The sequence below is a fragment of the Propioniciclava sp. genome, assembly GCF_036744435.1.
Taxonomy (GTDB): domain Bacteria; phylum Actinomycetota; class Actinomycetes; order Propionibacteriales; family Propionibacteriaceae; genus Propioniciclava.
In genome coordinates, this window is the sequence record NZ_DAIOIA010000028.1 from 15,667 (window position 1) to 29,265 (window position 13,599).

The following is a 13,599-nucleotide window of genomic DNA, read 5'->3' on the forward strand; positions in this document are numbered from 1 at the left end:
GTGGCGCGGTGAACCCGGTATCTTTTCGCCTCCGCGGTGACGGGGCCAGTTCTGTGAAAAGCCACGCCAACGAGCCCCGGCTGGACTAGCGTGCCGGTCGTCGGTCGCATCACCAGGATGCAAGGGAACCCGGTGAGAATCCGGGCCTGACACGCAGCGGTATGGGCGAGGACGGCAGCACGACGCCACTGGAGAAATCTGGGAAGGCGCTGCCGCACCACTGACCCCGAGGCCGAAGACCTGCCGACGCACGAATCAGGCTTCAGCCACGTGACTTGGCTCCCGATCCCCCGCGGACGGTCAGCGCCGCGGCTGGGGCGCGGACACAAAGGACACCACCATGCCGACAGAGCGGACGCGACTCTCCGGGCTCAGAGGCCGACTCACCGCCTTCCTCCTCGCCGCCGCCGTGCTCGCCACGGCCGCGTGCGGCCAAACCCCGAGCGCCACCCCGTCCCCGACCGTGGCGGCGCCCCGTGCCCTCACGATCGCCACCGGGTTCGCCATCGACGACATCGATCCCCTCGAGAACGGCTTCTGGGGCAACGAGTTCGGCTTCGGCGAGCTCCTCATGCGCCCCACCCCGAACGGCGACCCAGAACCGTGGCTGCTCAACAGCCTGGAGAACGTGGACGCCCTCACTTGGAAGCTGACCCTCAAGGAGGGCGTCCGGTTCCAGAACGGACGCGCGCTGGACGCCGATGCCCTGGCGAGCCTCATGACCTACCAACTGCAGAACACGGCATCGCTCGCCCCGTTGAAGGCCTCCACCGTGACCGTCACCGGCCCTCTGGAGGTGACCATGGTGACCCCCTCCCCGGCCCCGAACTTGCCGTTCACGCTCGCGGAGAAGTCGAAGTTCATCATCTTCGACCAGGTCGCCTACGACAAGGCCAAGGGGGACCCGGCCGCGCTGATCGCCGCCCAGCTCTACACCGGCCCCTACGTCGTCCAATCGCTGGACTCCCAGCAACTCGTCATGCCCGCCGACACCGACTACTGGGGCGGCACCGTCCCCCTCACCCAGGTGAACGTGAAGTTCATCGCCGACGAGCAGTCCCGCATCCTCGCCGTCCAAAACGGCGAAGCAGACCTGGCGCTGTACCCGCCCACCCAGGCCGCCAAGAACCTCACCGGACGCGACGACTCCTTCTGGCGCAGCGGCAGCCCCAAGGGCCCCACGTTCCAACTGCAGCTCAACCAGAAGCGCGACACGCTCGCGGATCGCAATCTGCGCCGGGCGGTCCTGTCCGGCATCGACTACACGGAACTCGCCGACGACGTGATGGGCGGCCTGTATGAGCCGTCCACCGGGATGTACGCCGCCGAGTCGTCGTATGCGGTGGAGACCCAGCGCACCGACCTGGCCGCCGCGACGGCCGCGCTCGCAGCGGCGGGTTACCACAAGGACGCCTCCGGCCTGGCCACGAAGGACGGCCAGCCGCTCGAGCTGACGGTGCTCACCTACCCGGCCCAGCCCGACTCGAACACGCTCGCGCTCGCGATCCAGTCCCAGCTCAAAGAGCTGGGCATCACCGTGAAGATCAGCCAGGTGCCGGAGATGATCACCGCGACCCGCGACCCGAACACCGTGTGGGACATGGCGATCGCGGGCAACGGCACCACCTCGCTGGCCGGGGATCCGATCGCCCCGCTGCAGAGCTACTTCGTCAGCACGGGGGCCCGCAATGTGTACGGCCTCGCGGACGCCGACCTGGACGCCCTCGTGGCGAAGGTCGCGGTGGCGATGAACACGACCGAGCGCGACGACCTGCTGCGGCAGATCCAGGAGAAGGTTGCCGACGGCGCCTACATGGGCTTCCTCGGCATGCGCTCCCCCAGCGTCGTGGCCGCCCCGGACTGGCGTGGCTACGAGGTGTCCAACGCCAACCTGTGGGTGGACGCCCGGACCACGGCCGCGCGCTGATCCATGACCGGACGAGTCCTGCGGCGGTTCGGTGCCGCGCTGGCGACCCTCGTGGCCGCCAGCATCCTGGTGTGGATCATGCTGATGGCCGCGCCCACCGATCCCGTCGAAGGCATCCTGCGGGCACGCGGGATCCTGGAACCAGACCCCTACCAGGTGGCGGCGATGCGGGCCGAACTCGGCCTGGATGACCCGCCGGTCACCCGCTACCTGCACTGGCTGGCGGGCTGGTTCCAGGGGGACTTCGGCGTCTCCTGGAAGTCGGGGCGCCCGGTGGCCGAGGAGATCGCCAAGCGGCTCCCGGCCACCGTGCTCCTCACCGGCGTCAGCATGGCGATCGCCGTGGTGGCGTCGGTGCTTCTGGGGGTCGCCGCGGCCTCGTTCCACCGCCGCGCGATGGACACCGTCGTGCGGATCATCACCCTCGCCCTCGTCATCGTCCCGAGCTTCCTGTTGGGGCTGCTCGTCCTCAACACGCTGGTGCTGCGCCTCAAATGGGGGCGGGTCGTCTCCGACGGCACCTGGCTCACCGTGTGGTGGCCCGCGCTGACGCTGGCGTGCGGCTCCATCGGCTACTGGGCGCGCGTCCTGCGGGCGTCCGTCCTGGAAGCCCGCTCGGCCCCCTACCTGATGGTGAGCCGGGCGCGCGGGGCGTCGCTGACGCGGCAACTGTTCGTCCACGCCCTGCCGAATGCGCTGCCGCCCTGGCTGACCGTCGTCGCGCTGGGAGCGGCCGGGCTGCTGGGCGGGGCGCCCATCGTCGAGGCCGTCTTCACCTGGCCGGGGGTGGGCGCCTACACGGTGACCGCCATCAACGCCGGGGACGCCCCCGTCGTGCTGTTCTACACGATGTTCGCGATCACCTCGTTCATCGTCGTCAGCCTGCTCACCGACGTCCTCGTGACCCTGCTGGATCCGCGGCTGCGCACCCCGAAAGCGGGTACCCCATGACCGGACTCCTCACCGGCGCCGGACGCCCCGACACCACGACCGCACCCGCCGGGCTGGGACGCCGGCTGCTGCGCCACCAGGGTTTCGTCGTCGGCCTGATCGGGGTCGTCGCGCTCCTCATCGTCGCCGTCGTGGGCCCCTCCCTGGTCGGCGACCCGGACGCCACCCGGTTCACCGAGCAACTGCTGCCGCCATCGGCGCGTTTCCCGCTCGGCACCGACTCGGCCGGACGCGACGTGCTCGCTCGGACCGTCTACGGCGCCCGCGTCTCGCTCCTGGCCGCCCTCGTCGTGTTCGCCATCACCACCACGATCGGCATCACCGTCGGCGTCACCGCCGCGCTCGCCGGGGGACGCATCGACGCCTTCCTGTGCCGCTGCTGCGACGTCATGCTCGGGCTGCCGTCCCTGGTCATGGCGCTCGCCATCGTCGGCGCGCTCGGGCCGGGCCTCACCAACCTCGTGCTGGCCATGTCGCTGACAGGCTGGGCGGGGCTGGCGAAACTGTGCCGCTCGCTGGCCCTGGACTGCCGCCACCGCGGCGACGTCATCGCCGCCCGGATGGCCGGGGTCAGCCCCACCCGGATCGCCGTCGGCCACATCCTGCCGTCGGTGCTCGTCTACGGGCTGATCTCCGCGACCCTCGGCCTGGGCGAGACGGTGCTCGGGCTCGCGGGGATGTCGTTCCTGGGCCTGGGCGTCCAACCGCCGACCGCCGAATGGGGCAGCATGCTCAACTCCAGCCGCATCGACCTGGCCGTCGCCCCCTGGCTGCTCATCGGGCCGGGCGTCGGCCTGATCCTCATCGTCACCAGCGTCACCCTCATCAGCGATGCCCTGCGCGACTGCGTCGACCTCAAGGAGATGTCGTGACCACGCCCGCCCTGCAGGTCGACGGCCTGACCGTCACCTACCCCAACGGGCATCGCGGCGCCGTCGACGTCCGCTTCGACGTCCACGAGGGCGAGAGCGTCGCGCTGGTCGGCGAATCCGGCTGCGGCAAGACCACCACCCTGCGCGGCATCCAGGGCCTGCTGCCCGCCCGCACCCAGATCGCCGGGAGCATCCGCGTCGCCGGCATCGACCTACTGGAGCTCCCCCCGCGGGAGCGGCACCTGCTCACCGCCCGCAAGCTCGGCTACGTCTCCCAGGATCCCTACGGCGCCTACGACCCGCTGCGCACCGTCGGCAGGGAGATCGCCGAGGCCCTGCGCCTGTCCGAGAGCCGCTCCTCATCCAGGGCAAGCGTCCCGACCCGGCGGAGTTGGCCCGCCAGCTCGCCGACGTGGGCATCCCCGCCCCGGCGACGCGGATCACCCAGCACCCCCACCAGTGGTCCGGCGGCATGCTGCAACGGGCCACCATCGTGGCCGGCACCCAGCTCTCCCCGCTCGTCACCCTCGCCGACGAACCCACCAGCGCCCTGGACGCCGACCTCGCCGACAACGTGCTCACCACCCTGCACGACCGCAGCCGAGCCCTGCTGTTCGTCACCCACGACCTCGCGCTGGCCGCCCAGCACGCCGACCGCGTCCTCGTCATGCACGAGGGCCGCATCATCGAGCACGGCACCTCCGCCGTCGTCCTGCGACAGCCCCGCCACGAGCAGACGCGGCTCCTCCTCGCGGCAGGCATCCGAGCCCCCCGGGCCGCCCGCGAACCGGTGCGGACGCCCATCGTCGCGACGGCGTCCCAGATCACCAAGACGTACCGGACCGGCAAGGGCCACCAGACCGCCGTCCGGCCCAGCGACCTCACCATCCACGCCGGGGAGATCGTCGGCGTCGTCGGGCCGTCCGGCTCCGGCAAATCGACGCTGCTGCGGCTGGTCTCCGGCATGGAAGCGCCCGACGCGGGGGCGCTCACCTGGAACGGCCAGGCGTCCCCGCGTCCCGCGCCCGGCACAGTGATGCCGATCTCCCAGGACCCGGTCACCTCCCTGGACCCGCGCTGGCCGCTGTGGCGCAGCATCACCGAGCCGCTGACCGTCACCGCCCGGCTCACCAAGGCCGCCCGGATCCAGCGAGCCCAGGACGCACTGGAGCAGGTGGGCATCGGACACCTCGACCCCACCGCCCGGCCCCGACAACTGTCCGTCGGCCAGGCGCAACGCGTCGCGATCGCCCGGGCGCTCATCGCGCGTCCGGCGATGATCGTCGCCGACGAACCGACCGCCAGCCTCGACGTCCGCACCGCCCAGGCGATGATGAGCCTGCTGCGCGAGCTCGCCGACCGCCACGGCGTCGCCCAGTTCATCGTCAGCCACGATGTCGCCCTGCTGGGCACCGTCGCCGACCGTCTGCTCAGGATGGACGACGGTCAGCTCCGCGCCGACGAGGGAGCCCCCAGCCGTGCGCGTCCCGACGCCGCCGACCAGGTCAGCGCGCACCCTGACGTCGAGGGACCGACGCGCACAGACCCGCGTCCTCACGCCGAGGCCGGGAGCGACCTCGGGCAGCCGGGAGCGGAGTGGCGCCCCGAAGCCGGGTGGTCCTCGGACAGCGAGTGGCGTCCCGAGCCCGACACCGTGGCGCCGGATCCCGACACCACCTCCCAGCCGAGATTCCCGGGACAGGAGCCCATGTGAGCAGCGAACCACCGACGCACGGTGACGAGGCCCTCCAGGACAGCGCTGGCCGCGAACGGGGCGAAGAACCGGCGAACCTGGAAGCCGTGGCGTCCGGCGCCCTGACGCCTGGCTCCGTGCTCGCGTCGATCCTGGACCGGCTACCTCCCGACGAACGCCACTACCTGCGCCTGGGCCCGGACGCGTCCGCCGTCAGCGCGACGCGGATCCTGGACGACGACTGGTTCGACGAGCAGATCCGACTCCGAGGGCTGATCTGGGGCATCGAGGACCGCTTCACCCTCGGCACGCTGTGGTGGTACTCGGCGAGCAACTGGATCGTCCTGCCCACGGTGGCGAGCATGTTCCTCACCGATCGCGTCCTCAGCCCACGACTGGAGGACGTCGCGCTGCACTGGCGTCCCGACAGCCGCATCCCGGGTGCGACCTCCTCGGCGCTGCTGGAAGGCTCCGGCATCGACGAACTGGGAGCCACCCTGGACGCGGTGATCGGAGTGCTGGCGTCCCGGCTGAGCCGCGAACCCCAAGACCCGGCGGGCCGAGTCCATCGGTCCGCACACGCCCCCGCCGCTGACCTGGCGTCCCGTGAGCCCGCCCACGTCCCCGTCGCCAACCCGGCGGGCGGTGAACCCACACAAGCCCCCGCAGCCGACTTGGCTGGCCGTGAGTCCGCCCACGTCCCCGTCGCCAACCCGCCGAGTGGTCAGCACAGGCGCGAGGAGCGTCGGCTGTGGTCGATGGCGGTTGACTCGCTCGCCAACCGGCTGCTGTGGCTGGGAACCGTGACAGGCGAGCAGGAGCGAGCCCAGCAGGTGGCGAGGGACCTGGTCGCAGCGCTCGGGCGTCCGGGCGTTCCGGCACCGCGGTTCACCACGCTGACCGACCTGCCGGAAGGCGCCCGCGACGTCTGGGTCCGCCGGGGATCCTGCTGCCTGCTCTACCACGTGCCCGGCCACGCCAACTGCGCCGACTGCCCCCGCCTTCGACCGTCCGAACGGGAGACCCGCCTCCGAGACCGCGCACTCCACGGCGACCACTGACCCCACCGCCGAGGACTGAGCCTGGCCCCGCCGAGGACTGAGGCTAAGCCCGCCGAAGACTGAGGCTAAGCGCGCCGAGGGCTGGGGGTCGGCCCGCCGAGGACTGAGCTTGCTGCCGCCGAGGACTGAGGATGGGGTCGCCGAGGACTCAGGATGGCCGCCGAGGACTGGGGCTGGGGACGTCGAGGACTAACCCCGAGGGGTCGGAAACTCCTGGTTAGCCCGTCTGCGCTCGATGAGGGCCTTCGGAGACCTCGTCATCCTTTAACCGCCGGGCCCCGCCACTGCGCGTCGACCGGGGGGCGTCCGGGGGCGAACTCTGCGCCCAGCACTACGTGTATCGCTCGTCGCAGGCGCCGCAAAGATGTGGCCGAACAGTAGTCCTCAACGGCCTGAGCCTCAGTCCTCGGCATCCGCAAGCTCAGTCCTCGGCGCTGGAGAGTTCAGTCCTCGGCGTCCACAAGCTCAGTCCTCGGCGGACGCAGCCGCTGTCCTGGGCGGCGACAGGGCAAGTCCTCGGCGGGTGGGGACGCCCGGGTGTGGGAGAGGCAGGATGGAGGCATGACCGCCACGCCCTTTCACGATCTCGACGCCTACCTGGCCCTGCCACGCATCGGCGGCCTCGCCCTGAGCCCGGACGGGACCCGGCTGGCGACGATCGTCTCGACGCTCGACCCGACCGCGACCCGCTACGTGAACGCCGTCTGGGAGCTCGATCCGGAGGGGGAACGCCCCGCGCACCGGGTCACGCGGAGCGCCAAGGGCGAATCGGGAATTGCGTACGCGCCCAGCAACGACCTGTACTTCCTCAGCTCCCGGCCCGACCCGGACGCGAAAGAGTCCGACGAGACCGCGGCCCTGTGGGTGGTTCCGGCGGTCGGCGGGGAGGCCCGCAGCGTGCTGGCGCGTCCCGGCGGGATCGACGGCGTGCGCGTCGCCGCGTCCTCGGGCGACGTGTTCGTGACCGCGGGGCTGTTGCCCAGCGCTGACCAGGCGGCCGACCCCGAGGCCCGGGACGCCGAACTACGCGGTCTGCGCAAGGACAAGAAAGTCGCCGCGATCCTGCACACCTCCAGCCCGGTCCGGTTCTGGGATCATGACCTTGGCCCCGCCACCCCGCACCTCTTCGCCCTGACCACGGCCACCCCGGACGCCCCCACCTCCCCGACCAGCGGCGGCACCCCGGACGCCCGAGCCACATTGCGCGACCTGACGCCCGGCGTCGGCGCCGAGCTCACCAACGCGGAGGTCTTCGTCGCCCCCGACGGCTCCTTCGCCCTGACCACCCGCACCCTCAGCGGACCCCACGGCGCCCACTCCGAGGCCGTCACCCGGATCGACGCCGACGGCACCCGTCGCGACCTGCTCTCCCCCGACGCCACCACCGGCTACACGGCGGGCCCGATCAGCCCCGACGGCACGCGGGCCGTCGTCCAGGTGGAACGCGTCGGGACGCCGCAACGTCCGCCGTCGTGGGTGCCGCACGTCCTCGACCTGGCCACGGGCGAGCTGACACCGCTGGCGTCCGGCTGGGATCGCTGGTGCACCCCTCTGGCCTGGCTTCCCGACGGCAGCGGCGTCCTCGTCCACGCCGACTCCGACGGTCGCTCGCCGCTGTTCGTCCTGGACGCGTCCGGCGCTGCCCCGCGTCAGCTCACCACCGACGACGCTGCCTACGCCGACGCCGCGATCAGCCCCGACGGCGCCACCGTGTACGCGGTCCGCTCCAGCTACCGGTTCCCCGCCGAGATCGTCCGCATCGACATGGCCACCGGCGCGACGACGCGGCTGCTCAACCCGGTCGAGCGTCCCGAGTTGCCCGGACGCCTCGCTGAGATCGAGACCACCGCGGCCGACGGGCAGCGGATCCGCGCCTGGCTGGCGTTGCCGTCGCAAGAAGACGCCACGCATCCGGCGCCGCTCGCCTTGTGGATCCACGGCGGGCCGCTGAGCTCGTGGAACGCCTGGAGCTGGCGCTGGAACCCCTGGAACATGGTGGCCCGCGGCTACGCCGTCCTGCTGCCCGACCCGGCGCTGAGTACCGGATACGGGGAGGGCTTCATCCAGCGCGGCTGGGGTGCGTGGGGTGAGGCCCCGTTCACCGACCTCATGTCCATCACCGACGCCGCCGAGGCGCGCGACGACATCGCGGGCGACAAGACGGTCGCGATGGGCGGCTCCTTCGGCGGCTACATGGCCAACTGGATCGCCGGGCACACCGACCGGTTCGCGGCCATCGTCACGCATGCGTCCTTGTGGGCGCTGGATCAGTTCGGCCCCACCACGGACGCGCCGTTCTTCTGGGGCCAGGAGATGACGCCGGACATGATGGCCGCCAACTCCCCACACCACAGCGTGGAGCGCATCACGACGCCCATGCTGGTGATCCACGGGGATCGCGACTACCGCGTCCCGATCGGTGAGGGACTGCGGCTGTGGTGGGAACTGCTCAGCGCGTCCGGGCTGCCTGCGGGCGAGGACGGCACCAGCCCGCACCGGTTCTTGTACTTCCCGAATGAGAACCACTGGGTGCTCTCCCCGCAGCACGCGAAGGTCTGGTACGAGGTCGTGTTGGGGTTCGTCGACGAGCACGTGCGGGGCATCCGCGCCGTCCTCCCGGACACCCTGGGTTGAGCCCCCACTCGCCGAGGACTGAGGCCAGCGCCGCCGAGGACTGGGCTTTCGCACGTCGAGGACTGCGCCTCCGCCCGCCGAGGACTGAGCTTCCGCACGTCGAGGACTGGGGTTGACGCCCGCGAGGACTGAGCCTGAGTCTGCCGAGGACTGGACTTCCGGGTACCCATGGCCCGAATCCGGGCGTCCTGACGATGTGGTGCACGTGGGGTCGACGACCTTGGACGACGCCTTCCCCGACTGCGCAGTTCCCCAACGGCCAGCCACTCCCTGTCGGGCCGCCGAGGTGCAGAGAGAATGCAGTGCCGTCCATGCCCGCGGTACCAACGAAACCGAGCCGAGCGCGGCTCCAAACCGCAGCCCAGACCGAAAGCCAGTCCTGGGGGCTCAAACTGAGTCCTCGGCGGCTCAACCTCAGTCCTCGCCGTGCGAAAGCTCAGTCCTCGGCGGGCGGAGGCTCAGTCCTCGGCGCACTCAACCTCAGTCCTCGGCGGGCGGAGGCTCAGTCCTCGACGTGCGAAAGCTCAGTCCTCGGCGGGTGGGGCGGCATGGTAGCGGGCGGGTGGGGTGCTGTTCGGATGTGGTCAGTGCAGGACGGTGCGGGACGCGCAGTTAGGCTGACGGCCATGCCTGATTCTGTGCAGAATGCCTCCGCGCTCACGGCCGACGAGTCCCCGACGACCGACCATCGCGTCTTTGGTCCGTCGCAGACCCCGACCCACCCGCTCGCCACCGCCCCCGTCGGGACGCCGCCCTTCTCCGTCGACGGCTTCGTCAAGGAGTTCCTCCACGAGTTGAACACCAATCAGGGCGTGGCGCTGTCGCGTTCCAGCATCAACGACCAGTACCTGGCACTCGCCTCCACGGTGCGCAACTACCTGATGGCCCGCTGGCTGGAGACCGGCGGCAAGACCCAGGAGAACCAGCCGAAGGTCGTCGGCTACCTGTCCGCGGAGTACCTGCTCGGACGCCAGCTCGGCAACGCGCTGCTGGCCTCCGACCTGACCGACATCGCCGAGAAGGGCCTGGCCCTGTGCGGGATCGACCTGGCGACGCTGCGCAACCAGGAGGTCGAGCCCGGCCTGGGCAACGGCGGCCTGGGGCGCCTGGCCGCCTGCTTCATCGACTCGCTGGCCACCATGAACGTTCCCTGTATCGGCTACGGCATCCGCTACGAGTACGGCATCTTCCGCCAGACCTTCGTGGACGGCCGCCAGGTCGAGCAGCCCGACACGTGGCTGCAGCTCGGCTCCCCGTGGGAGTTCCCGCACCCCGAGGCGTCCGTGCAGGTGAACTTCGGCGGTCACACCGAGACGTTCACCGACGAGGACGGCGTCGAGAAGTCGCGCTGGATCCCCGGCTGGAACGTGCTCGCGGTGCCCTACAACTACATGGTCCCGGGCTACCTCAACGGCCGCGTCAACACGCTGCGGCTGTGGAGCGCCCAGGCCACCAACGCGTTCGACCTGCAGATCTTCAACTCCGGCGACTACGCCCAGGCCGTCCGCGCCCAGACGTTCGCCGAGAACATCTCGAAGGTGCTCTACCCCGAGGACTCGACGCCGCAGGGCCGCGAGCTGCGGCTGCAGCAGCAGTACTTCTTCGTCGCCGCGTCGCTGCACGACTTCATCAACAAGGAGCTGGAGGAGAACTTCGATCTCCATCGGCTGCCCGAGCGGATCGCCTACCAGCTCAACGACACCCACCCGGTGATCGCGGTGCCCGAGCTGATGCGCATCCTGGTGGACGAGAAGGGCTACGACTGGGACGAGGCCTGGGACATTACCGGCCGCTGCTTCGGCTACACCTGCCACACCCTGCTGCCCGAGGCCTTGGAGGTGTGGCCGACCGAACTGCTGGGACGCCTGCTGCCTCGCCACCTGGAGATCATCTTCCGGATCAACGAGGAGTTCCTCGCCCAGGTCCGCGAGCAGTTCCCCGGCGACGAGATGCGGGCCCGCCGCATGTCGATCATCGCCGAGCTGCCCGAGCGCGGCGTCCGGATGGCCTACCTGGCCACCGTCGCGGCGACGAAGGTCAACGGCGTCGCCGAGCTGCACAGCCAACTGCTGCGCGACAAGGTGCTGCCGGACTTCTCGCAGATGTACCCCGACAAGTTCACCAACGTCACCAATGGTGTGACGCCGCGCCGGTTCGTCCGGCTGGCGAACCCGAAGCTGTCGACGCTGATCACCGACACCATCGGGTCGGGCTGGGTGACGCAGCTGGAGCGCCTCAAGGAACTGGAGCCCTACGCCGACGACGCCGACTTCCGTGCGGCGTTCCGCGAGGCCAAGCAGTGGAACAAGACCCGCCTGACGAATCTGCTGAAGGCCCGCGACGGCATCGAGCTTCCCGAGGGTCACCTCCTCGACGTCATGGTGAAGCGTCTGCACGAGTACAAGCGGCAGTCGCTGAAACTGCTGCACATCGTGTCGCTGTACGAGCAGGTCATCTCCGGCAAGATCGCCGCCGCCGACGTCACCCCGCGCACGGTGGTGTTCGGCGCGAAGGCCGCCCCCGGTTACAAGATGGCCAAGGAGACCATCCACCTGATCAACAAGGTGGCAGAGAAGATCAATGCCGACGAGCGTGTCGAGGGACGCCTCAAGGTGGCCTTCCCCGCCAACTACAACGTGACGCTGGCCGAGAAGCTGATCCCGGCCGCCGACCTATCGGAGCAGATCTCCTTGGCAGGCATGGAGGCGTCCGGCACGGGCAACATGAAGTTCGCTCTGAACGGCGCGCTGACGATCGGCACGGATGACGGCGCGAACGTCGAGATCCGCAAGCTGGTCGGCGACAAGCACTTCTTCCTGTTCGGCATGGACGAGCCGCAGGTCGCCGCCCTGGGCGCCCAGGGGTACGTGCCCGGCGACTACTACCAGAAGAACGAGAACCTCAAGGCCGCCATCGACCTGATCCTGTCGGGGTACTTCTCCCCCAGCGATCAGCACATGTTCGACCAGGTCATCTACTCCCTGCTGAACACGGACCGCTTCATGGCGCTGGCCGACTTCGACTCCTACGTCGCGGCTCAGGCCGAGGTCGAGAAGCGGTACGCCGACGAGGACGCCTGGACTCGGTCCTCCATCCTGAACGTGGCCCGCAGCGGCTACTTCAGCTCGGATCGTTCGATGCGGGACTACATCCAGCGGATCTGGCACACCTCGCCCGTCTTGTGAGGCACCCGGTGTAACGAGCCTGCGGGGCCCGTCCGACGTGGTGTCGGGCGGGCCCCGCTTCCGTCGGGGGTGGGTCAGGTCGCGTCGTGGCCGTCGGTCGGGATCTCTGCCGGCGTCCGGTATCGGGCGCAGGAGGTGGTCGTCGCGGCCACCTCCTGGTGCGGGGACGCGGCGGGCGCCGGGGTCCGGTCATGGGACGAGTGGGCGGGCGGGGCAGCCGCCGGTCGGACGGGGTCGGCCCGGACGCGTGCGCGGGCGACGTTGCGGGCCTGACGCCAGTACGCGGCGAGCGCGGCGAACCCCAGAATCAGGGCGACGAGTTCGACGAATCCCTGGATCCGTCCCGTGGCCAGGAGCCATCCGGTGAGGCCGGCGCACAAGACGGGAACGATCGCCCCTGCCCAGGCTGCGCGTTGCGACAGCCGGTAGTGCAGGACGCCGACGAGGATGGCGACGGCGCCGACCCCCAGGTAGACCGGATCGAATCGGGTCACGACCATGTCCATCCTTCCTGGAGGGGCGCCCCGGCGATCCGGTGTCGTGGCGGCGGTCTGACGGGGTGGGCCGGGTTCATCACAACGGATCGGGCCGGCGCCCGGGGGCAGAATCCGGCACATTCCTCGCCGAAGGTCGTTGTGTTATCCACTTTCGGCGACACGGCTAGCCTGAGGCCATGGCGCACCCCATTCGCGTTCTTCTGGCCGAGGATGATCCGTTCGCGCAAGAGGCGGTCCGGGCCTATCTCTCCCGGGCCTCCGATATGGAGTTGGTCGGGGTGGCCGGCGATGGCGAGGAAGCGCTCGCCACTGCCCGCTCCGTCGTTCCCGATGTGGCCATCGTCGACATTCACATGCCGAGGCTGGACGGCATTACCGTGACGGCCCGGCTGGTGCCCCTCGGGGTGAAGGTCGTGTGCTTCACGGCCCTAGGCGATGACCGGACGCTGATCCGCGCCCTGGATGCGGGGGCGTCCGGGTTCCTCCTGAAGTCGGACAACCCTGGGCTCATCCTGCACGGGGTCCGCAGCGCCTACAGCGGTGACGCTCTCGTCTCGCCGAAGCTCGTCTCGGCCTTGCTGCGCGGGACGGTGACGCGCTCGGAGCCGCCCGCGCACCTGACCGATGTGGACCGGCAGTTGCTGGGGCTGATCGGCTCGGGGTTGAGCAATGCGGAGATCGCCGGGCAGATGCATCTGGCTCCGAGCACGATCAAAACCTATGTCTCGCGGCTGCTGTCGCGGCTGGATCGCCCCAATCGCGCCGCTCTGGCAGCGCTG

9 protein-coding genes, 1 pseudogene and 1 riboswitch are annotated in these 13,599 nt (G+C 70.3%); of the genes and pseudogenes, 9 read left to right on the forward strand and 1 reads right to left on the reverse strand.

Translation table 11 applies throughout. From position 1 onward, the window contains the following. Positions 1 to 84 precede the first annotated feature (84 nt). Positions 85 to 262: riboswitch (cobalamin riboswitch) on the forward strand. 78 nt (positions 263 to 340) lie between these two features. From V7E09_RS05535 to V7E09_RS05565, 8 genes and pseudogenes are all read left to right on the forward strand, one after another. Continuing rightward, on the forward strand, positions 341 to 1,927 hold the full coding sequence (locus V7E09_RS05535; RefSeq protein WP_324511579.1) for an ABC transporter substrate-binding protein: 1,587 nt from the start codon (positions 341 to 343) through the stop codon (positions 1,925 to 1,927). A 3-nt stretch (positions 1,928 to 1,930) separates the two neighbouring features. Beyond that, a complete protein-coding gene (locus V7E09_RS05540) occupies positions 1,931 to 2,878 on the forward strand; it encodes an ABC transporter permease (protein WP_324511578.1) in 948 nt (315 codons plus the stop codon). Next, entirely contained in the window at positions 2,875 to 3,750 is an 876-nt protein-coding gene (locus V7E09_RS05545) for an ABC transporter permease (RefSeq protein WP_324511577.1), read from the forward strand. The genes V7E09_RS05540 and V7E09_RS05545 overlap by 4 nt, the downstream gene beginning before the upstream one ends. Next, a pseudogene (locus tag V7E09_RS15675) lies at positions 3,747 to 4,022 on the forward strand (ATP-binding cassette domain-containing protein); the annotation flags it as partial. The gene V7E09_RS05545 and the pseudogene V7E09_RS15675, both read left to right, overlap by 4 nt. Before the next feature lie 119 nt (positions 4,023 to 4,141). Further along, a complete protein-coding gene (locus tag V7E09_RS05550) occupies positions 4,142 to 5,464 on the forward strand; it encodes an ABC transporter ATP-binding protein (RefSeq protein WP_324523127.1) in 1,323 nt (440 codons plus the stop codon). Continuing rightward, on the forward strand, positions 5,461 to 6,504 hold the full coding sequence (locus V7E09_RS05555) for a (2Fe-2S)-binding protein (RefSeq protein ID WP_324523128.1): 1,044 nt from the start codon (positions 5,461 to 5,463) through the stop codon (positions 6,502 to 6,504). Before V7E09_RS05550 ends, V7E09_RS05555 begins: the two co-directional genes overlap by 4 nt. Positions 6,505 to 7,065: 561 nt before the next feature. Further along, positions 7,066 to 9,138: a S9 family peptidase gene (locus V7E09_RS05560; RefSeq protein ID WP_324511574.1), complete on the forward strand. Its 2,073-nt coding sequence runs from the start codon at positions 7,066 to 7,068 to the stop codon at positions 9,136 to 9,138. A gap of 626 nt (positions 9,139 to 9,764) precedes the next feature. After that, a complete protein-coding gene (locus V7E09_RS05565) occupies positions 9,765 to 12,323 on the forward strand; it encodes a glycogen/starch/alpha-glucan phosphorylase (protein WP_324523129.1) in 2,559 nt (852 codons plus the stop codon). 74 nt (positions 12,324 to 12,397) lie between these two features. Here V7E09_RS05565 and V7E09_RS05570 read toward each other — a convergent pair whose 3' ends face one another. Beyond that, positions 12,398 to 12,823, reverse strand: coding sequence for a hypothetical protein (locus V7E09_RS05570; protein ID WP_324511572.1), 426 nt, complete (start codon positions 12,821 to 12,823; stop codon positions 12,398 to 12,400). Positions 12,824 to 12,996: 173 nt separating this feature from the next. On the opposite strand from V7E09_RS05570, the gene V7E09_RS05575 reads away from it, so the two are divergent. Next, the coding region (locus V7E09_RS05575) for a response regulator transcription factor (RefSeq protein WP_324523130.1) at positions 12,997 to 13,599 on the forward strand (603 nt) is incomplete at its 3' end.